10 protein-coding genes are annotated in these 21447 nt (G+C 34.3%); 6 read left to right on the top strand and 4 right to left on the bottom strand.

Annotated features, from left to right (window positions below; genetic code table 11):
- Positions 1–83 precede the first annotated feature (83 nt).
- Entirely contained in the window at positions 84–5057 is a 4974-nt protein-coding gene (locus EKM01_RS06315; protein ID WP_126767451.1) for a translocation/assembly module TamB, read from the bottom strand.
- Between the two features lie 340 nt (positions 5058–5397).
- Entirely contained in the window at positions 5398–6207 is an 810-nt protein-coding gene (locus EKM01_RS06310; protein WP_126767448.1) for an NIPSNAP family protein, read from the bottom strand.
- Positions 6208–6718: 511 nt separating this feature from the next.
- On the opposite strand from EKM01_RS06310, the gene EKM01_RS06305 reads away from it, so the two are divergent.
- From EKM01_RS06305 to EKM01_RS06280, 6 genes are all read left to right on the top strand, one after another.
- The gene (locus EKM01_RS06305; protein WP_233589304.1) at positions 6719–7696 is read left to right on the top strand and encodes a FecR family protein; all 978 of its coding nucleotides are present in this window, start codon (positions 6719–6721) and stop codon (positions 7694–7696) included.
- Positions 7686–8294 carry a sigma-70 family RNA polymerase sigma factor gene (locus EKM01_RS06300; RefSeq protein WP_126462192.1) on the top strand — a complete coding sequence of 203 codons (609 nt, stop codon included), beginning with the start codon at positions 7686–7688 and terminating at the stop codon, positions 8292–8294. The genes EKM01_RS06305 and EKM01_RS06300 overlap by 11 nt, the downstream gene beginning before the upstream one ends.
- A 74-nt stretch (positions 8295–8368) precedes the next feature.
- Entirely contained in the window at positions 8369–11842 is a 3474-nt protein-coding gene (locus tag EKM01_RS06295; protein WP_199749408.1) for a SusC/RagA family TonB-linked outer membrane protein, read from the top strand.
- A gap of 20 nt (positions 11843–11862) precedes the next feature.
- On the top strand, positions 11863–13338 hold the full coding sequence (locus EKM01_RS06290) for a SusD/RagB family nutrient-binding outer membrane lipoprotein (protein WP_126568563.1): 1476 nt from the start codon (positions 11863–11865) through the stop codon (positions 13336–13338).
- A gap of 135 nt (positions 13339–13473) precedes the next feature.
- Positions 13474–15000: an alkaline phosphatase family protein gene (locus EKM01_RS06285; RefSeq protein WP_126767445.1), complete on the top strand. Its 1527-nt coding sequence runs from the start codon at positions 13474–13476 to the stop codon at positions 14998–15000.
- Positions 15001–15144: 144 nt separating this feature from the next.
- Entirely contained in the window at positions 15145–15495 is a 351-nt protein-coding gene (locus EKM01_RS06280; protein ID WP_233589303.1) for a glycoside hydrolase domain-containing protein, read from the top strand.
- A 106-nt stretch (positions 15496–15601) separates the two neighbouring features.
- Here the strand turns inward: EKM01_RS06280 and EKM01_RS06275 are convergent, their stop codons facing one another.
- Together EKM01_RS06275 and sbcD are read right to left on the bottom strand one after the other, a co-directional pair.
- Positions 15602–19186 carry an SbcC/MukB-like Walker B domain-containing protein gene (locus tag EKM01_RS06275; protein WP_126767443.1) on the bottom strand — a complete coding sequence of 1195 codons (3585 nt, stop codon included), beginning with the start codon at positions 19184–19186 and terminating at the stop codon, positions 15602–15604.
- Between the two features lie 176 nt (positions 19187–19362).
- Positions 19363–20595 (bottom strand): exonuclease subunit SbcD, encoded by a 1233-nt coding sequence (gene sbcD, locus EKM01_RS06270; protein WP_126743071.1) that lies wholly within the window; start codon positions 20593–20595, stop codon positions 19363–19365.
- Positions 20596–21447: the final 852 nt, after the last annotated feature.

Here is a 21447-nt window from a genome sequence, read left to right as displayed (position 1 = left end):
ATTAAAAAAAATTAAACCACTAAGAGATTAGGTTTTTATTAAGGAAAATCAATTGGTCTAATTTCTTAATGGTAAAAAAACTTTTATTTATTTTTTTGCTTTGCTTTCTTCGCCTCACTTTTTGTAAATAATTCTTTGAATTTATTATAATCTAAAGTGATTATAAAGGCAATTCCAGTCTCGACGACTTCCCCTTGCAGCGCCACTTGGTATTTGTTTATGCGGTAGGCTCTCATTTTATACCTTCCATCTCTTGAGAGTTGATAATCTAAGGAAACATTGCCGGCAATATTATTGGTATTTTGATTGGCTTGCTGGGGCCCTTCAATCCCAAAGCTGCTGCCAACAGTAACTTTCAATCGGTCGTTCAGCAATTTTTTTGAAATGCCTACATTCAGATCTGTTTTGTTCTCGCGTTGCCCGGTAGTATAATCATCGGACGTATTCAGATCAAAATTCAGCTCTACTCCTTGAATTAAATCACCGGCGAGGTTGTTCAGTTGTTGGGATAAAATTTTACTGGCACTTTCTCTGGCCAGTGAGGAAACGGTTGCTCCGCCGGATTGACTTGCAAATGGGTTTTCTCCAATAAAACGATTCAAGAGCAGTAAGGCAAAAACCTGTTTGTTCAGCTCATCAGGTTGCTGACGCAATTGGGTCAGTTTAGCCTGAGTGGTATTTATAATCTCTGTTGAAACACTATTGTTCCCCTCCGGCAAAACTATATCAAATGAAATAGTGGGTTTGAGCAAAGCACCATTCATTTTTAATGCGGTTTCAAAAGGGATTTTTTGTTTGTAGGTATTTCTCACTTCGGTGGTAACACTTCCTAATTGGTCATTTACTAAATCAATTGGAGCCGCTTCTGTTTTATAAATTGCAGTTATATTAATGTCAGCAGTTGTGGGCTCTCCTGTCCATAGAATGTAGCTGCCTTTTTTGATGTCAAATTTCCTTTTGATGGCGTTAAAGTTCATTTCATAACTCCCTTCGGACAATTCATAGCGTCCGGTCAGCGTTGTTTTTCCTGAAGGATCAATTCCTCCGTTTAATTGCGCTTCGCCTTTTAATTTCAAGAAATCCCCGTTGGCTTTGTCAATTACCATTGATAATTCAGCTTCTTTGTTTACCTCAATGTTTACGGATGCGTTAACCCCTTTTATAGTGGATTCACTGCTGAATTCTTCCAGAACAATGGTCTCCATTAATTTTGGATTGTCTTGGTCAATAAATTCTACAATTCCTTCCCTATCAGCTATTGAAGGATCTGATTGGGGCAAAACAATAGTGAATTTAGTCTCTTTATTAATACGTATGGTTCCTTCGACAATAGGATTGTCTAAATTTCCTGTTATTTTTAAATGGTTGTCTAAGTACAGCTCTCCATAATACAAATCATTGTCTTTCGCTTTAGAATTGACCGCTTTGAAGTTATCCGCATCCAGGGCTAAATCGAACCCAAAATTACTAAAATTGGCACTGTCAATTTTTCCGTTGATGGCTAAATCATTGTCTCTCTCATCATTGATAATGAAATTATCAAAAACAATAGCGTTTTCAGTAAAGATAATTTTATCATTTAACGACTTAAATTTAGAATTGAGCGGCGTGGCTTTGAAACCAATTTCATTGAATTGTAATTCTCCAATTACTTTGGGCTGGCTGGTATTCCCAGTGATTTTAAAATTCCCATTCAAAAAACCGGTGCTTTCAGTGATATTATTCAACGTAAAACCTTGAATGCTTTTTAAATTCAGCTTTTCAATATCCAGACTCATATCAAAACTACTGTTGTTTATTTTATAGTTTCCTTCTAATTTGACTTGGTTTCCCTGACCTGTAATAGCAACAACAGCATCGTATTGGTTGGAAATGGCATTATTTACTTTTACACTGATAGTTCCAATGGTATCTTTTTTGAACGTAAAATTTTCAATATTTAAATCCGAAGTAAAAACGGGCGATGTGGTTGTGTTTTTCACCACTGCGTTTCCATTGATCTTACCACTCAGTTGTAAATCCTTTTTCTCCACAAAACTCGTAATCGTTTTAATGTCAAAATCTTTGAAATCAATAGTGATCGGCGCATTAGGAGTTTCAGACTGTGATTGAATGCGAATGGTGCTGCCGTTCTTGTTTAATTCGAAATTATCTGCGTAAATTCCTTTTTTGCCAAACCGAATCAAATTAGCATCCGCTATTGTCCAAGATTCATAATTCAGCAGTAGTTTAGCGGGATCTAGACGAACTTCGTTATTTCCGTTTACCGCTTTTAGTGTTCCGCTTATGCCATATCGTTCTGCGTCTTTTGCATCCTTCAGCTGTAAGGTGTAATCCAGGATATTTTGCGCTACTTTACCTGTAATACTCGTATGTGGGAGCTGAATTTGTTTGTTTTGAATGTCGTCTATAATTAAGCTGTAAACAAGTGCATTTGCTTGTGTGTCTAGTTTGAAAATTACATTGGTTATCGTGTTTTCTCCATAAATTAATTTTGGAACAGCGCCATTAAGAACAATTGAGTCGTTGACAGAGTTGTATCTTCCGCTGATGCTAATGGGTTCCAGGCTTTTTATGCTAGGAATTAATTTTATTAAAAGAGGACTGTCTTTGATACCAATTTGAAAAGCAAATTGTTGCTTTCCTACCACTGTTTTTTTAGCAGTAGGATTCTTGTCATAATATTTAGCAATCGAGTTTGTTAGTGCTGTAGCAACTTTAGACAGCGTGTATTTTCCTTTTATTTCTGCATTTGCAAGCGACGAACGCAGCAATAATGTATTCTTTTGAGCAGTAGATATTGCAACAAGAGTGATCGAGTCTATCTCAAATTGTTCTGTTGCATTAGTGATGCTTATGCGGTTTGCACTTACACTTCCGTTGAGATAATCTAAATTTGCGGATTGAATGTCAGCATCTACAACGCCTCTTATTTTTAGTGGTCCTGCATGGAGATTTAGTTTTTCTAAATCAGCAATATCCACATTCAGTTTTAATTTTCCGGTAGGATATTTGTCTCTAAAGCTTCCGTTACTCACTAAATCAAACGTTAAATTAGGATCTTTTGCGTAGGCAGTAGCATTGAAATTTCCGTTGCGAACGTTTCCTTTTAAGCTTAAATTTTGATAGGTGTATTTGTTGTAATTTGCTTTTAGAATGTTGCCATTCAAAGAGGCATTGGCTGTTTTTGGATCAAATCCAGTTCCTTTTAGGGTTCCTTTCAGAGTGATTTTTCCAATAGAATCATTTTTGATAAAGCGTCCCAAATCAAAATTTGTAAACTCGGTTTGAATATCATATTTCTCGTAATTTTTTCTGTTTTGATTCAACGCCGCTTTGATCTTGGCAGAACCAAAACTACTTGACAGATTCAGGTTCGTATTGAAATTAGCAATGGTTCCTTTAAACGTTCCTTTGGCATTGAACTGCGGAGGCAGCAGGATCGAATTTGGGATTGTTCCATTGGGTAAAAAATCAATAAAATCTTTGGATCCTGATTGTAAGTTTTTGATATTCAAGTCAAAATAGGCTTTATTTACATCTGGCAAACCTACTATGCTGCCGCTTGCTGCTACTTTTGTAGTACCAATGCCGCTAATCTCCATAGATGGGAATGTGATAGCACTCAATTTCCCGGTTATGTCACCGTTGATTAGCAAGATGGCATTGGGATTACTCTTAAATGGGTCTGTATTTGCTAAAGTTGGTACAAAGAGCAGCACATCTTTGACACCCAATTTGCTTTTTTTTAAGTAAGCAATCAGACCCAATTCTCCCGGAGTATCAGCCAAAGCGGCAAGAGATGGATATCCAATTCTGATTTCATTTCTCAATTCTGTCTGCGGTGTTTTTAAATACAGTTTTTTGAGAAACGCATTCTTTTTGCCATAGTAAAATTCTGCGTTGAAGGATTGGATATTCAAACCACTATGATCTTTAACGCTTAAGGAATTAACTACTCCGGATATGTTAGTTGAGCCGTAATTTATGGCATCAATTTGCAGGTTTAAGTTAGTAAGATGCAAATGGTTGTAATCCATGCCTTTGGCAACAGCCGCAACATTGTTGTTGTCATACCTAAAATCTACTCGCTTGATTTCCGTATTCTTGATTTTGATTTGCCAGTTATTGCCTTCTTCCGAAGCAGGATTTTTTTTAGTTTTAACGGGTTCTGATTTACCAAAAGCCAAAGCTCCTTTTAGACCCGATAATTCAATACTTTCGAGGAGTGCAAATTTGTTATTGATATCCAACCGGTCAATTTTAGCTACTAGTTTTTTCAAATAAAAAGCAGTAGATAACTTTGTTCCCTCACTTTGGTAATCAAAATCAATTTTTGCAAAATCAATTTCTCCTAGTTTTAATTTGAAAACGGGTTCCGGTGTATTTCCTGTGGGAACTTCTTTAGCAGCGGATTTCTGAACCAAACCTTGCTTTAATTTAAAGTGTAGTCCATTGATTTTAGCCTTTGGAATTTCGAAATTCATTTGTTCTAAATCGAAAGTTTTAATTTTCGTTTCAAAGTGATTTAGATTGGTAGATAGATAATTTTTGGTAATCGCATCGGAATACGTTAACTGGATTCGGTCGAGCTTAATTTCGGATACAGAGAATTGCATGGGTGGCGAATCGCTCTTTTGTTCCTCTGACGAGGCAAATGCATTCAGGATATAATCAAAATTAAAAACTGCTTTTGAATCCCGACTCAAATTAGTGGTGATGCCTTCGAGCTGAACGGAATTAATTTCGACTTTATTATTCATCAATTGAAAAAGACTAATATCTACAGCTAGTTTTTCTCCGGCAAAAAGGGTGTCTTTTTTTTGATCTTCAAAATAAACACCTTGCAGCATTATTTTTTTTGGAAATCCAATTTCTATTCGGTCAATAGTAACTTTAGTTTTGATTTTTCCTTCCAGATAGGTTACTGCTTTTTCTTTGACATAATTTTGAACAGACATAATTTGGATGGCCACAACCAAGACTAAGAACAATAGAAGTAGGGATCCTATTATCCAAAGGAAAATTTTTAAACTTTTCTTTAAATATTTTTTCAAAAGTGGTTTTATTTTGTGGCTAAAAATAACCAATTTAAATCAGAATTGCAATTTCAAGTACAAATGGAATAAGTAAACAAAGTTCAAAATTAAAAAAAGGAAAGTTAGTATAAAATCAAAAAAATATGGCATTAAATTTTTGATATAAATTTAAGGCTCATTAACCGTTTTTAGGTCTTGTACCTGAGTTTTCATAGCCGTTTTCATAAAGGAAAGACCTCTGAACATTAAACCAAATTCCAACAGAAAATAAGAGAGGTATTTTATTTTTTTTTGGTTTCTATGTAGGATTAAAAGAAAACTACCTGTAGTTGGTTTTGCTAGATTTCCAGAAGCAAAACTAATAATCAGAATATTCAGTTGGATACAAAAAAGTGATGTCGATGTGGGAAATATTATTTTTATATTTTTCCATGGCAATTAGGGCTTTCCATTCCGGTGAATCTACAAAAGATTTCCAATGTGCTTCTCGGCTTGTTTGATCTGCGAAAGTAGTGAGGTACATAAGGTTTGGCATTTTGGGACCAGAGATCACTTCGCCATAAAAAACAGGATTAAAACCTAATCGATCAAAGAGTTTTATTTCTCCTCCTCCGTTAAACATGGCTACTTTGTTGGCGTAAATTGCTTCTGTGGCTGATTCATAGCTTCTCAATTCGTATACACGACTGGATCTTGTGCTGTTCAAAGCGGGTTTTGTCAGGAAAGGATGGTCTGAAAAAGCCTGTAACAAAACGGATTCTATTCTCAAGTATGAAGGTTCATTGTAAACCGCATTCAAATAGGCTGCTCCCGCAGTTAAGTAGGTTTTGTCTTTAGCTAGTTTTTCGTCAAGTGCAAGGAATTGTTCCAAAGTGGAAAACGGAATCAGTACCACAATTTTTTTTAAGGTATCTGTGGCGTTTGGTTTTAACTTGAACACCCCAATATTTTTGATTCCTAGTTTTTTTAATCCCGGCAAATAAGCTTCTTTTAGGTACTTGTCAGTTGTTTGTTCTTGTTGTTCTGTCTTGAAAATATAGGTTTTGAGTTGATACAATTCCCTAGGTTTTTGAACAGGTGTTGGTACAATCGTTTGCGCGGGTACCGGTTTAAAACTGGTATTAGTAAATACGATCAGCAGTGTGAAAAACAGGTTGGTTAATTTCATTTCATTTTTTTTGGTGGTAGGCTAGCCTGAATAATTTTTATAAAAGTAACCATTATTGTCCGATAAAAAAAGAAGTTAAATGAATGTCTTGCTGTTAAAACCCTATTTATTATGTTGTTCCGTTTTATGAAATGGAAGTATTTTTTAATGTATCTAATAGTACGTAAGTCCCTTATTTACTATTTTCCACGCTAATAAGACTTGGCTTTTCCAGTGGTGATAAATTCATTGTCCCAGTTGCAATACTATAGGCTTTTTTCAATGGGAAATATCTTTTCGTTTTTTTTTGGAAAGTATTAATCATGGATCTTTTTTTATAAATGAAGCTTATTGTTTTTTTTTGATATCTCTTTTAGTACTGTGACTTTGCGTGTTCTCTCAAGCTCAGCTATTCGAAGCTGATTTAAACCGGACGATTAACAATTCATTAACGATATCGTGTCGATTTGATGGTATTGAAAACTAGGGGTATTTCTCTTATTTTGACTCCTATTAGTAAAGAGAATTTTTTATGTTGAATGTTAGTCAGAAAGAAAAAAAATGTGTGCGGTATCTTACCAACGAAATGTCTATAGCAGAGCGATCTGTGTTTGAAATTGAACTGTCTTTAGATGATGAACTCCTTGCTGTTTTTGAAAATTTTCAAACCATTTGGATGAATTATCCCAATAGTGAAGTGCCAATACAAACTATTTCTTTTGAGGAAATCATCACAAAATATAATAAACCAGAAAAGATAAAATCCGTAAAAATTTCTATCAAAAAGAAGGCTGTTTTTTCTATGGCTTTTCTTATGGTTTTTTGTCTGGGTTTTTATTTTATAGGAATGACTCCTTCCGGGTATACCAATCATAAAATTGCCCTTAAAGGGCAGCGGCTAACTTTTAAGTTACCGGATAGCAGCACCGTTATTTTAAATTCAGGCAGTGAAGTTAAATATTCCAGTGATTTCAGTACACAAAGAGCCATCTGGTTGCAAGGGGAAGCTTTCTTTAAAGTTACGAAGAATACTAATTCTCCTTTTGTTGTACATACAAATGGTTTTGATGTGAAAGTTTTAGGAACAGAATTTAATGTCAGTAGCAATACCATTGATCAAACTGTTTCTTTGGCAAAAGGAAAAGTAAACGTATTGCTTAAAGAAAGTAAGGATGAAATTAACCTATTGCCAAATGAAGAATTAGTATGGAATTCTAAAACCAAGTTAGTGATCAAAAGGAATTTTGATGTGAATAAGGTTGCTGCTTGGAAAGACAATATACTTATATTGGATGATGAAAAATTTGAAGATGCACTCCCAAAAATCAATCAATTCTATGGAGTAAATTTTATCATTAAGGATGCTGACATTGCAAATCAGCATATAAAAGGAGCTTTTAAAAACCAGACAATTGATGAATTTATAACGTCTCTGGAGTTTATTTCAGAGGTAAGCATCACAAAAACTATTCAAAACAACATCGAGATATCCAAGTACCATGAAAATTAATGCAACAAAAATGGGTAGTAGTGATTGTTTTTCAGACGATTATTTATTTAAGCAAATTCAGAACGGTCAATACGAGGCGATGGAACTTTTCTTTAAAAGGTATTACACGCCTCTGTGCCGTTTTGGAATGAGTTATGAATCGAACTCGTGCCTTGTTGAAGAAAAAGTGGCTGATATCTTTATTCAGTTGTGGACCAATAGAAATATTCTTGATACAATTAAAAACCCTAAATCTTATATCTATGTAATTGTGAAAAATAGTTTAAAAAAAGTACGAAAATCAGAGCCATTTCACCAACAAATCGAAGAAACAAAAACTATAAACTCTATATTTTCGCCCAGTAGGGAGCAGGAGATTATTGAAAATGAACAAAAAGAAATGAAAACTAATTTGATACGTGAAATATTAGATATTATTCCTAAAAAATCACGTCAGGCATTTGAACTCAGTAGAATAGATGGTTTAAAATACAAAGAAATTGCTGAAATCCAAAACGTCACTCCTAAAACGGTTGAAAATCATATCGCTATTGCTCTAAAGTATATTAGTAGGGCTTTAGAATCCTATAAAAAAAGAGGTTTGCTGAACTCCATTTAATAATTAGTAGAAAACCAGCTATTTTAAGATCAGTTTTGGTTTGTAAAAAATAACAATAAATAATCACAGGTAAAATGAAACAAAAAATTATTCTAACGGTATCCTTATTGCTTCTATTTGGTAATGGGATATCTTATTCAAAGACTTCAAATACAAATGCTATTGAAAATATTGCAGTTAAAAAAGAACAAATCAATTTAAATCTAAAAGACGTTTCCATAAAGCAAACCTTTACTCTTATAGAACAGCAAATAAATAATAAGTTTATTTATATGTCAGACCAAAATTTTCTTCAAAAGAAAATTTCAATTACGATAAATAACCAAGATTTAAATCAAGTCTTAGCGGTTTTGAAAACCAAGGCAAATATTGATTTTAAAGTCACAAAAAATGGAGTTCTGGTAAAAGAGCTTATTGATATTACTCCAAAAAGTATTCCGAAAAGTATTCCGAAAAAGAATCAGCAAAATCGAAAAATTACAGGTTTGGTTTTAGACGAATCTAATTTGCCAATACCCGGAGCTTCTGTTTTTGTATCAGGGACTTCTATTGCTACAACAACTGATTTTGACGGAAAATTTACGATTAGTGTTCCAGCAAATACAAAAGTCTTGTCTATAAGTTATGTAGGATTTGAAACGAAAGAAATCAATATAGAAAATAAGACTGAAATTAAAGTAATGCTAGGACAAGATGAAACGGCTCTAAAAGAGGTGGTTGTAACAGCATTAGGGATAAAACGAGAAGAAAAGTCGCTAGGATATTCAGCACAATCTCTTGGTGAAAATGCTGTAAAAGATGCCAAATCAAATAACTGGGTAAATTCTCTTTCCGGAAAAGTTGCTGGTCTAAATATCCAGGGATCTGGTGCTGGTCCAATGGGTTCTTCCAGAATAACTCTTCGTGGAGAATCCTCACTTAACCTTGATAACAATCAAGCTTTGATTGTTTTGGACGGAGTACCTGTAAGTAGTAAGATCACCGGTACAGGATTTTCATCACACCTTTCTCAGGATAGTCCAGTTGACTTTGGTTCAACATTATCAGATATTAACCCTGAAGATATTGAGAAAATAACAGTTTTGAAGGGGCCAGGTGCAACGGCACTTTATGGAACAAGAGCTGCAGGTGGCGCAATTATTATTACTACCAAGTCTGGCAAAACTAAAGGTGGAGGAATAGGAGTAACAATAAGTAGTAATTTTAGTTTTGATCAAGTGAATCGTTGGCCGGATTATCAATTTGAATATGGAGAAGGTCGAACTGATAAATACTATTCTTATTTAGATAGTGCTGACGGACTAAATACAAGTACAAATGTAGGAGCAGGAAGAGCCTGGGGGCCAAGATTTGATGGTCAATCTTATTTTCAATATAATCCTAATGCTGCAAATGGCAAACCTACTGAACGTTCACCATGGGTTGCTAACAAAGATTATATTTCTGGATTTTTTAGAACAGGAACGACACAATCAAATAGTATCGCATTAGAAGGTGGGAATGAAAACGGCTCTACTCGATTATCGATTACTCATCTAAAAAATGATTGGATTCTTCCTAATACGGGTTTCGAAAGATTAAATGCCTCCTTATCTATAAATCAAAAAATCTCTGATAAGTTAAAAATAAATGGTAAAGTAAATTATACGAATAAGAAAAGTGATAATCTACCAGCTGCAGGTTACAACAATCAATCCATAATGTATTTTCTAATGATTGGTACCGCTCCAAACATTAAGCCGGAATGGTTTAAACCTTATTGGCAGCCTGGCCTAGTAGGTGTAAAACAAAAAAATCCTTTTAATACGGGACCTGATAATCCTTATCTAGGTATGTATGAAATGCTTAACAAAATGAATAAAAACGGGGTAATTGGAAACTTGTCCGCTACCTATCAGTTTAATGATAAACTTGAATTGATGGTCCGTTCTGGACTAGATATGTCAAATGAGTTCAGATCACAACAACGTCCTTTTAGTATGACTAAATATGCTCGTGGAATGTATAGAGAACAAAATGTATTTAGTTATGAAATAAATACAGATGCACTGTTAACTTATAAGAATGCGCTAAATAAGGATATCAATTATAGCATTATTGCAGGTGCCAATTCAATGAGGCAAAACTATGATTTTGTAGGACTTTATGCAGATCAGTTATCACAGCCTGGAATATACCAAATTTCAAATAGCTTGGATCAAGCTGTTGCAGATCCTTTAAAAACAAAGAAAGCGATTAACAGTTTTTATGGTTTAGGGCAAATCTCCTATCAGGAAAAAATATTTTTAGATGTAACGGGACGGAATGACTGGTCAAGCACTTTGCCATATGGTAACAATTCCTTTTTCTACCCTTCTATCAGTTCCAGTTTCTTGATTCACGAAATGACAAATCTTCCCTCTATTTTCTCTTTTGCTAAATTTAGATTGTCTTGGGCCCAGGTTGGTAATGACACAAGACCGTATCAAACTGATAAGTATTATGACAGGATTTATGGCAATAGCTTTACGAATACTTCGATCTTATTTAATGCAAATTTAAAACCAGAGATAACTTCAAGTATAGAAACTGGAATTGATATTAGGATGTTTAAAAATCGATTATCAATTGATATGGCCTATTACAATAATAATAGTCGCAATCAGATTTTAGCAATTCCATTAGATCCAGTTACGGGTTATTCAAATGCAACCGTAAATGCAGGTTTAATAAACAGTAGAGGAATGGAGCTAGCTGTAACAGGAAAAATAATAGCCAAAAACAATTTCAAATGGAATACCACCTTGACTTGGAGTAGAAACAGAAGTTATGTAAAAGAATTGGCTCCAGGGATTACAAACCAAGTTATTTATAACCACGAGAATAATGTAAGCATAGAAGCTAGAGTTGGAGGAAGAATGGGAGATATGTACAGTAGAGGTTTCCAGAGATCTCCTGACGGGCAGATTATATATACTTCGGCTGGTTTGCCTGCAACATTGGATCCGGTGTTGAAAATAAGAGGAAATGCATTTGCTGACTGGAAAGCAGGAATCATGAATGAGTTTACCATTGGAAAAGTAAGATTGAGTGTACTTCTAGACGGACAAAAAGGAGGAAGTATGTATTCGCAAACCAATCATAAGAATAATACCTTAGGGAAAACCCGAGTAACGCTTCCAGGTCGTGATGGCGGAATTGTAGGACAAGGAGTCGTTTTACAATCGGACGGAACTTATATTCCAAACACTGTAAGAGTAGCTGCTAGTTCCTATTATGAAAATTATTATAACATCGGTAATGGAGAGACCAATATATTTGACGCTTCTTTTATTAAGATTAGAGAGGTTCGGATCGAATTTAACTTACCGAAAACCCTCTTGAAAAAGATAGGAATGAAATCGGCAAGTCTTGCTTTTTTCGGAAGAGACCTGTTTAATTTTACTAAGTTTCCTGGTTTTGATCCTGAAGGAGGAAATCTAAATAATGGGACACTGACACCAGGAGTTGAATTAGCTCAATTTCCCTCCACGAGAACTATAGGAACTAATCTTACTCTAAAATTTTAAATCAATAGATCATGATAAAAATGAATAAAACATATAATTTTCTTTTTTTGTTTGTAGTACTACTATCCTCTTGTACCAAAGATTTTGAGGATATAAATACCGATCCAAACCGACCTAAACAGATCACACCGGGAGTTATGTTGGGACAGTTGCAATATAGAATTGTTAATTCTAGTATCACTGCTTCTCGAAATCTTACCCATGAGTTGATGCAAGTTGATGCACCACGATCTAGTCCTTCGGGTGAGGGAGTGCATCGATATGTAATTAATCCTGGTGCAGGAATATGGACAAGTTTCTATGGTTATATGGCAGATATAGAGGATATTAATAGAACATCCGAAGCATTAGGAGAGAATAACTATAAAGCGATCTCGATGATCTATAAATGTTGGGCTTATTCTATTATCACAGATTTGTACGGAGATGTTCCTTATTCAGAAGCCGTTAAAGCAACTGAAGGCAACCTTAAACCTGCATTCGATAAACAAAAGGATATATATATTAAAATCCTGAGTGATTTAGAACAAGCCAATGCTTTGCTTGATCCCTCTAAAGCGCTGACTTATGGTGGTGATCTTTTATACAATTCCAATAGCCTTTCAGGAGGTGCAAATCCCGGAATTGTAAAATGGAAAAAATTCTGTAACTCATTAAAAATGAGATTATTGCTACGATTATCGAAACGTAATGGGGAGATTAATATCAATGAACAAATTACGGCACTATTAGCGGACCCTGTAAAATACCCTGTGTTTACTAGTAATACTGATGATGCTATTTTTAAATATACAGGAATATACCCTTATTACAATCCGTATTTTAATACACGACAATTGGAGTGGAGAGATGGTACCTATGTTACCAAATACTTCATCAATAAAATGAATACAGATAACGATCCAAGAAGAACTATATGGTTTAGAACAGTAATGGTTGGCGGTCAAAATGTATACCAAGGTATAGAAAGTGGTTATCCTATAACTACTGAATACCAGGTTGGAGCCAATACAAGCTATAATGATCTTATAAAAACTTTACCCCAATTGGGTATAATGATGACTTGGTCTGAGGTAGAGTCTATTAAAGCAGAATTAGCATTAAAAGGATTTAATACCGGAAAATCGCCTAAGCAGCATTATGATTCAGCAATAACTGCATCAATGATCCAATGGGGCGCAACTATGCCTTCAAATTATCTTACACAAGCGGGCGTAGTTTATGATACCAATGCATCAGTAGAAGCGCAATTAGAGAGAATCATTACACAGAAATATTACGCTTCGTTTTTTGTTGACTATCAGTCATGGTTTGAAAAAAGAAGAACGGGATATCCGATTTTGCCAAGAGGAACGGGTATACCAGCAGAAAGAGTATTTCCAAATCGGGTGCCTTATCCAACATATCTACAATCGCTTAATCCTGAAAATCTTGCAGCAGCCTCAGCAGCAATGGGAGGAGATAATACCGTTAGTAAAGTTTGGTGGGCTAAATAATTAAATAAAAAGTAAAACTATTTTACATTTTTAAATATAAAACTAAAACAGAAATAGAAACAGGGAAATACTTCTAAGAGCCAGAAAGACCTAGGCGTTCCAGTTGGATTAAATTTAAAACCAAATCATTCTATTATGAAAATCGTAAATAAAAGTTTCTTAATCTTATCATTGACTTTGCTTGTTAGTACCACTAGTCTAGCGCAAAAAAAGGTTGAAAAATCTAATGTTCGAACATTAGTTGTATTCTTTGATGGCTTAAGACCGGATTATATCACCCCTGAATTAATGCCAAATGTATATTTATTTAGTAAAAAAGGAAGTTATGGTAAACAGCACCACAGTGTATTCCCCACAGTAACTAGGGTTAATGCATCTTCGCTATCTACCGGATGCTATCCTGGAAGTCATGGATTAATGGGAAATACGGTGTATTTCCCGCAGATAAATGAAACTGCAGGTTTAAATACGGGAGAAGCTGAAGAATTAAATAAAATTTCTAAAGCTACAGATAACCATTTATTAACATCCGTTTCGCTGGGAGAAGTTTTAGAACAAAATGGTAAAAGCCTATTTGTTTTTAGTTCCGGTTCTACAGGACAAGCCTTAATGCAAAACCATAAAGTTAGTGGAGGAGCAATCATTAATACTTCTATGATTTTGCCAGAGTCGATGCAAGCAAAAATACTCAGTGAAATTGGAACAGTTCCAATGGGTCTTGGAAAGCACAAATGGTTAACAGATGCAGTTATAAAATACGGATTAACGCTTGATGGTCCTTTGGTAAGTACCTTATGGTATGGAGACCCGGACTCGGCTGCTCATAAAAACGGAATAGGATCGCCCGAAGCAATTGAGTCTATCAAATATGTAGATGAGCAGTTTGGAAGGATTATAAAATCACTTCAATTAAAAGGACTTGATCAAAACTTTAATGTTATCATTTCTTCCGATCATGGTTTTGTGACACATATTGGAAAACTAAGCCTTGCAGATTTCCTAATCCAGCAAGGACTAAAAAAAGACAAGGAATCAACAGAAGTAGTGGTTGCTGAAGGAGCAGTTTATGTAAAGGATCATGATGAAAAGACCATAAAAAATATTGTTGCAGCCTTACAGGAACAGAACTGGATAGGCGGTATTTATACAAAAGCTTTAAAAGAAGGAGATGTAAATGGTTTTGTAGAAGGGACGCTTTCTTTCGAATCAATATATTGGGATCATGGCCGATCAGGAGATGTTCTTGTAGACATGAACTGGAATGATAACAAAAATGATGCTGGATATGCAGGTACAAGTTTCGCAAAAGGTGTTGCAGGTCATGGTGGATTTAGTCCATATGAAATTCATATTGCATTACTGGCTAATGGCCCTAGTTTTAAGAATAAGTTTGAAGGTAATTTGCCTACATCAAATGTAGATATAATTCCCACTGTTCTCCATCTACATAATTTAACAATTCCTAAACAAATGGACGGTCGGGTTATGTATGAGTTGCTAACAGAAAAAGTTTCTAATAATGTTCCACTTACTGCTAAGATTGAACTAATTAAAACTGAAGTAAAGTTACCATGGGGAGTTTATAAACTAGAAATGGAAAGGTCTGTTTTGGGGAAATATAACTATCCTAATTTTACAAGAGTAGTTAGAGTAAAAAGATAATATTGCCTACAATATAAAAGTAAAGATGGTGTCTTAAATGTTAAGACACCATTTTTTTGTTCAATAAATAGTTTGAAATCCTAAAAATCACCAAAGAATATAAAAAAGATCTATAAAAACGAACCCCAAGCCTATGTCCGCACTATGGATGATGATGCCGGTACGATGTCCTCTTGGTTTGTAATGCGAAGTATAGGTCTGTCTCCGGCAAATATTGGCAGCCCCATTTATTATTTGACAGCTCCAATCTTTGAGTCCGTAAAATTAAATTGGGAAAATGGAAAATCATTTCACATACAAGTGTCTAATTATAATAAAGAGTACTTTTATGTCCAATCAGCTCAATTAAACGGCCAGCCAATATACAGAAATTGGTTGACACAAGAGGAGATTAGCAAAGGAGGAACTCTGATCCTTGAAACTGCTGCTGTACCAAATAAAAAGTGGGGAATCGAGAATCAGTGGATTTCAAAAACAACAGAGGCAGAGGATTAATTAAAAGAATGCGAATTGGCAGTATTTTAAATCGTTTTATTTTGTCGCAAAAACACGAGATATTTGCGACAAAATGGTACTTTATACTGGTGCTAATTCATCGTTGTTAATCCACAATTTCAATAGTACTAAACTCACTCGTATATTTTTTTACTTGAATTTGAGTGGTAATTCTTTTTTTCAATTCTTCCACATGTGAGATGATCCCAATTTGGCGGTCGTCATTTTGACGAAGCAACTCGAGCGTGTCTAATGCATTATTCAAGTTTTCGGGATCGAGTGATCCAAAACCTTCGTCGATAAATAAAGAACGGATTTTAGTGTTTTTACTCGCAAGGTCGGATAATCCTAACGCTAACGATAAACTTACCAAAAAAGTTTCACCACCAGAAAGCGAATTAATATTGCGAATTTCACCAAAAAAGTTTTTGTCTTTTATTTGCAATTCCATTTCATCTGAGGTGTCATCTTTAAAAAGTTCATATCTGTTGAACATGGTTTCTAGATGCTTATTGGCGTGTTGTACCAATAAGGAAAGCGTAAAATCTTGAGCGAATTTTTTAAAAGCTTTGCCATCAGAAGAACCTACCGTTTTATTTAATAGATCCCATTTTTGGAATACATTATTTTTTGTTTTGATTACATCAATTATGAGTTGATTTTCCTCCTGTATTTTTTTATTATTATTGATTTGCTCCTTAAGTTGCCCTATTTCTTGGTTTATTTTGGTTTTGTCTTCCTCTAAAGCCACTTTTTCGACATTTAAATCTTCTACTGATTTAGCTGTTAAAGGATTGGAATTGAGTTCCTCTTGTTTGAGTAAATTAGCATTCAATGCTCCTTCAATTTGTTGTTTTTTAGTCTCAAATGTTTGTTTTTGTATAATCAACAAAGCACTGTTTTCTAAGTTTAATGCTTCTTGTAATTGGACACTGTTTTCGAAACCATTTTCAGTCAGCTTATCATTCAATTGGGCTGTAGCCAAACGAAATACATCATCTAGTTCTGATTTTTCGGCAACCAATTGCCCTACATCAGCGTGTTTGTTTTTGATGGAAGCCAAGGTGATTTCCTTTTTACCTTTCCATTTGGTTACCAAATCTTGTTCCGTTTTACCTTTAATTTGCAAACGGTATTCTTCCTCTTGTGGTGATTTCAATTCAAAATTGGCCGTTTGATTTCTAAATTCATTCTCTAGCAAACCTTTTTTAGTGTTAAGCGCTTCATCTTCTTTTATATACTTTGAAACACTCTCTTCTAAACTGGTATTTTTTGTTAAAAACGCCGTTATGGCATTGTTTACGGTTACAATTTCAGTCTGATTGGCTTTTAAAATTTCATTACCGGCATTCAGTTTTCTTAAATTGTCCCCTAGTTTCTTGCCGATTTCAGAAACGGCTGCGATGTCATTTTCTTCTAAATTCTCATCAAATGAATAGAATATCTTTTTTATAAAAGCGAAATTTTCGGCTATGTTAACTTCCTTTTCGTCTATTTGTTTTTTGGCAGTTTGATAGGCAGTATCGGACAAATGAATTTCATTTAAATGGCTGGTTTTATTGGAATACAATTTATTAACACGGTCATAAGCTGCATTCAATTCCGATAGTTTATTAATCCGGGCTTGAACAAAGTCAAATTCAGCTTTCAAATTGAGAATTGCAGCTTCAATATCCTCCATTTTCAACTCTTTTTCAACTTGTAAAACGTATTTTAATTTAGCAATAGCTTCCTGAATTTCAGCAATAGTTGCATTCGTGTTTATGATTTGTTGACTGGAACTTGCCACTTTTTTTACAGCTTCTTCCTTTTCATTTTCCTTTAATTTAATTTCGTAATCTAGATCTTTGATTTCATCGTCAATATCATTTTTAGAAAATATTTCAGGTAAATTCATAGCATAAGGGTGCTCTTTAGAACCGCATAACGGACAATCTTCGTCCTCTTTTAAATTGTGTCGGTGTTCCTCAAAACTCGCCAATAACTGTTTTAAGTTTTTATTTTCATGTAAGATCCCCAGCGATTTTTTTTTGTCAAAAATTGCTGTTTCTAAAGTTTCCCTGGATAAATTAGCGGTAATTAATTCGGCAGAATTTAGTCTTAATTGATCATTTTGACTTTCTAATTTTGGAAAATACTCTAATAATTTCTTCCAGTTTTCTAAATCGGTTTTTGTATTGTCTTTTAGTTTCGATAAATTTTCTAAGGTATCTGAATCCTTTTTTTGTAATTCTAATAAATCAACTTCCGATTTTAATGTAGTGTTTTCGTGTCTTGTGTTTTGCAATAACTTTTCTATCCCAATATTTTTTGTATCATAATCAGAAATCTGTTTTTGTAAACTTTCAATATTAAACGATTCAATTTCTTTTTGAGATTTTTCAATATCCTGCCGTTTTAAAATCACAGCTCCCTTCTCTGTTTCCCATGAGCCATATTTTTCATGTTGTACAATGGTTTTTTGGTTCTGTTCAATTGCAGAATCTAAGATTGATTTTTTGGCTGTTTGAGCCTTCAAATCTTCTAGGTTTGAATCGAAATTGCTTTTTGCTGTTACTAAATCTTTAGCATTTTGTTTTAGGGTTTCATTATTATTTGCAATCGCTCCAAAAGTTGTTTTGGCACTTTCAATTAATGGTTTTTTAAGTAATTGCTCTTTTTGAGTTTCTTCTAGTTTTTTGATTGCAGATTCTAATTCGGGTGCAATGGTAGCCAAATTTTTATTTAGACTTTCAATTTCATCAGTCGTTCTTTGCGTGTTTACGGTATTTTTAGTGCACTCCTTTTCACTGTTTTGAAAAGCTAGCCAATCTTTTTCAATTAGTGTTGCTTTGCTGTAATGCTCTAATTTTTGATATAATTCGATATTATCTAAAAAATGTTGCTTCACCAATTCAAGCGAATTTTTATGCTGATTGATTTCTGTTTTCGTGTTTTCAACAGCCGCCAACCAAGCAATTTCCGCCAGAATTCGGGTTAATTTCGGTTCTATTTCCTTAATCGTATTTTCTTTTTCTTCAAATGAAACGGCAATAGCATTTAATTCTTCTTCATTTAAAATATTTCCGTTTATGGTGGCTCTTAGGTTATTAATTTCAGTTTCAAAGGCTTTTGTATGCTCAAAAACCTTCTTCGAGATTTCTTCATAAATTTGTGTTCCCGTTATTTTGCTCAACATTTCGGCACGTTCATCCGGTTTTGCTTTTAAAAACGCTGAAAAATTATTTTGAGCCAATAAAATGGATTTGGTAAATTGCTCGTATTTTAGCCCAATAATTTCTTCTATCATTGGATTGACGTTTGATACTTTTTCGGCAATTAACCGAAATTCACCATTCTTTTTTCTAGACAATTTTCTGTCATCCGTCGCATTTATTTTGTTATTTTTATTGAATGAAGCTGCCCATCTGGCCAAATAAACGATGTCATTTACTTCGAATGTAACCTCTGCATAAGCTTCTTTTTGATTGCGGGTGATTATTTCAGAACTCGGTTTGTCATTGCCATATCGATTTATTTTACCGTATAACGCCAAAGTAATCGCATCCAAGATGGTTGATTTTCCGGCTCCTGTTTGACCGGTAATAGCATACAAACCTGCATGGGCCAAAATTCCATCGGTAAAATTAATTTCGGGTTGAACCCCTTTCAAAGACTGTATGTTGTTGATGTTTATTTTTAAAATTTTCATACTAAGATAATATTTGCTTTTTAAAGGAATATGGTATCGCCATTCTTCATTCCGGTTTGTGATTTGGAATTATAGCGATTTCATAACCAGATGCTATTTTTTTATTGAAATCGGACAGAATTCTGTAATGCTTTGCCGGTGGTTTATCGCTTGGGTTAAAAAATGTTTTTGAAAACCTAATGTGTGTTATTAATTTCATCCAATATCTGCATAAACAACGGCATTATTCCGGCAATACTTTCTTCATTCATTCCTTTCTTTTCGCATCTTATAGTAAAGATTTTTGGGATATTATCCAAAGGATTATTATCGGTACCGGCAATATATTCTTCTCTTATTGATTGATTATTAATTGGGGTAAACTTAGTAGTTCGGTTCAAAATTTCTATTTTTCTATCAATACATAAATCATTTATCTCGTTATTAAAGTCAATATAATTTACAGCTTCAGTAATTATGATTTCTGCCCAAGTTGGCAATACTTGTGAATGTTCATGTAATTTTATTTTTTCAATAATTTCATCAGCCTTTCCTTCAAATCGTATCACGCTCCTTTGCAAAGGGATCGGCAGAGATTCATGTGCTATTTTATTATCGGCAATCGTCAAAACAGTTATTTCTTTAAGATCATTGCGTTCGTTAAAACTGAGCGAAATTGGGGAACCGGCATATTTTGCAATCACATTATCCGGATGTTGGACCATCTGAGGTTTGTGAATGTGCCCCATGGCAATATAATCATATCCGACTGAAAATACACTCGATGGGATTTGTCCGAGTGTCCCCACCAAAGAATGCATTCTTTTTTCGGCGGGTTCACTGAGAATACAGCCGGTTACATACAAATGCGCCGTGCCAATAACGGGTACACCTGGATAATTCGTTTTTGCTTGTTTCAACAAATTATCGTAGTGCTTTTTTACTTCCGATGTAAATAAACCATGGGCTTCATTGACGGTTTCGCCCTCGATAATTTTACGAATATCACCATCACGAAGGTAAGGCACTGCGGCAATAACGGCTGCGGCATTTGTTGTTCCGCGTTTGTAAACTGGGATTAATTCTCCCACATTGTTAAGATCGCCACCGACAATACTTACATTTAAAATTTTGAAAATATCTTTATAAGAATTTAATCGAGACGCTGAATCGTGATTGCCACCAATAATTATAACTTGTACCTTGAGTTTATAAGCCTCCAACAAAAAATAATGATATTTGTTTATGGCTTCAATTGAAGGACTCGAAACATCAAAAATGTCCCCAGCAATAATAATAGCATCAATAACCTGCGTTTGAATGGTTTTTAACAACCAATCGATAAAATAGGTGTGTTCCTCAATTCTTGATTTTTGCAAAAAGGTCTGTCCAAGATGCCAATCGGCGGTGTGTATTATTTTTAACGACATGAATTTTTTGTTATTGAGATTGTTTTACTACTTTTAAAAGATGCTGCTGACTAAATAATGATGCAATTTCAGTTTTTTTATTGACTTTCCACTACTATCCCTAACGCGAAGATAATAAAACCAGAATATTTAGTTGTTTCTCATGACACCTTATATATAGGATATAAAAGCAATAGTAGAATTTAGACATTACACTATAGAGGAGAAAACCTTTTAATCTGTTGTGCTCTTTTGTTAGGATAGGGTATGTTGGCGTTAATTTTCAGTAAATGAAAAAGAAGGAAGCGCATAAAAAGTGTAATAAAGCGTGATTTGGATAGGTTTCAAAAAAGGGAATGGAGATTAAAGCTTTGTGAGGATAGATAAATGGTGATTTAGGATTGAAACGGATTAAAAGGGGAGTTAAGAATTAGGATTATTTAAAAAACTTTGATCTTCAAAAAACGAGATATCAGCTAGTTAAAGAAAAAGTTAAGAAAAGGTCAAAAAAAAGGGATTAAAAAGCTTGTAAAAGCGAATAAAGGGTGTAGTTTTGCACCCGCAAACAAGTTTACCGAACGCCAATTAGAATATAATTATAGTGAGGTAATGGTGCAGAAGTTCTTTAAAATACTGGCAAGTTAATTGGATCAAAAGGAAAATTTATTTTCAAAAAAAGATTTGATAAAGCTTGTGAGAATAGAAAACGGATGTTACCTTTGCACCCCGCAAAACGCGCAATGTTCCTTGACAGATTGATAAGAAAAGCAGAAGAAAGGGATATAAAAATTATCTCAAAAAAACTTCACATTTTTCTTGTTAGTTAAAAAGAAAGTTGTACTTTTGCACCCGCTTCGAGAAACGCTATAACAA

The sequence above is a fragment of the Flavobacterium sp. RSP46 genome (assembly GCF_003984825.1).
Classification (GTDB): Bacteria; Bacteroidota; Bacteroidia; order Flavobacteriales; family Flavobacteriaceae; genus Flavobacterium.
The sequence above is the reverse complement of the archived record's forward strand: the minus strand, read 5'-3'. Positions and strand labels throughout refer to the sequence as shown.